The sequence below is a fragment of the Virgibacillus salarius genome (assembly GCF_039521925.1).
In the GTDB taxonomy this organism is placed as follows: domain Bacteria; phylum Bacillota; class Bacilli; order Bacillales; family Amphibacillaceae; genus Virgibacillus; species Virgibacillus salarius.
Genome location: NZ_BAAACY010000115.1, coordinates 1 through 2,016 on the forward strand (window position 1 = coordinate 1; position 2,016 = coordinate 2,016).

1 protein-coding gene is annotated in these 2,016 nt (G+C 35.5%); it reads left to right on the top strand.

Annotated elements, in window-relative coordinates:
- Positions 1–400 precede the first annotated feature (400 nt).
- Positions 401–1,699: an MFS transporter gene (locus ABDZ84_RS14995; protein WP_205389754.1), complete on the top strand. Its 1,299-nt coding sequence runs from the start codon at positions 401–403 to the stop codon at positions 1,697–1,699.
- Positions 1,700–2,016: the final 317 nt, after the last annotated feature.

Sequence of the window (2,016 nt, forward strand, 5' to 3'; positions counted from 1 at the left end):
TAATAGCTACTAGAGGAAGCGTAAATTTGAGCATTTAGTGATAAGGACTGAGCGAATTTTGCTCAGTTTTTCTTAAAAGAAAGATAAGAAAGTATAAAAATTTGGCTATACCAGAGTGTTTCTTACTGGTTTTGAAAAAAGGGTCTGGGACGAAGTTAAGAGAGTTAACCCAAAAGTCGAACGATAAAACAAATATTACTATAAAGCTCAGTAAAAAAATACGTTAACTCCATGAAAAAAGAGAAACGCTTTTTCTACGTACAATGTATTGCTGCGGAAGCCTTTCTTATCCTGGGAGATGTAAAGGTGGTTACTCGATAGATAATTATTTTAAAATTTTTGTAAAAGTAGTACTGCATAGATGGTAATTTTGATATTCTTTACAGAAAGGGGGATGGAGATGAAGAAGAAAACAACCCTTAGCTGGGTCCTTTATGATTTTGGGAATTCTGCTTTTGCAACTACAATTATGGCTGCAGTTTTACCCGTTTTTTATTACGACGTAGCAGCTGTTGGTGTTGATGAGAATCTTGCAGCAAGTTTTTGGGGATATTCGCAGTCAATTGCTGTATTAATTGTGGCAATCCTAGCACCTATTCTAGGAGCTATAAGTGATTATTCTGCAGCTAAGAAAAAGTTTTTACGATTTTTTGCCTACATGGGTATGCTAGCAAGTATTTTACTTGCTTTTGTAGGCGAAGGTGATTACCTTTTTGCCTCGTTTTTGTTAATTATTGGAACAATTGGATTTTCTGGTGGTAATGTATTCTATGATGCATTCTTACCAGAAATAGCAGAAGAACAGGAAATTGATAAAGTATCATCAGCAGGTTTCGCATGGGGTTACATAGGTGGGGGAATATTATTAGCTATTAATATTCTCATGATATTAAAGTTCGATTGGTTTGGACTACCTAATGCTACCGTTGCAAGCCAAGTTTCTTTTGCTTCCGTAGGTTTATGGTGGTTTCTATTTTCACTTCCGCTATTTCGAAATATTAAAGAAGAGAAAAAGAAGGTTGTGAAGCGGGAAAAGTCTTATGCAGCAATTGGATTTTCCAGAGTAGCTTCTACGTTTAAAGACCTAAAGCATTATAAGCAATTATTACTTTTTTTACTTGCATTTTGGATGTATAACGATGGGATATCCACCATTATTAAAATGGCAACAATATACGGTAGAGACATAGGTATTGATGGAAACAGTTTAATTGCAGCACTTTTAATTACACAGTTTGTAGGTATACCATTTACATTTTTCTTTGGGTGGTTAGCGAAGAAAATAAGTGCTAAAAAAGCATTAACGCTTTCATTATACGTCTACATGGGGATTGTAGTATTAGGTTATTTTATGACTTCGGCGATCCACTTTTACCTACTTGCTATTTGTGTTGGTATGGTACAAGGTGGAGCACAATCACTTAGTAGATCCATTTTTGGCAGAATGGTCCCTGATAATAAACATGCTGAATTCTTCGGGTTCTACGGAATTTCTTCTAAATTTGCAGCAATCTTCGGCCCTTTCCTATTTGCCTTTGTTGGGCAACTTACAGGTTCAAGTCGAATAGGAATCATTTCGTTAGTTATATTTTTTATTGGCGGAATTATTCTTCTTAAATTTGTCAATATAGAAAAAGGTATGGAAGATGCAAAAAGATTAACCAATGACGCTGAAAAGGTAAAAGTTATCACAAAGTAAGTGAAAAAGGGTGAGACAAAAGTGTGTTAATTAAAGAATAAAAAGAATAAAACGAACAATTTGAAATGATGGTCATGAACGAACCCGGTTCACAAATATACTGCGTTTTCCGCCGGCGGCTGGTGAGTTTCCGAGTGCTGTCACACTGTGGGACTCACCGATGCATTTCCTACCACAGGCGGAGGGAGGTAGTGTCGTTTATTGTTCAAAGATAAGAAAGTATAAAAATTTGGCTATACCAGAGTGTTTCTTACTGTGGTATTTTAAGTATATGGAAAAAAACATCTTGAAACGAATCTTTTTTGATAAACATCAAC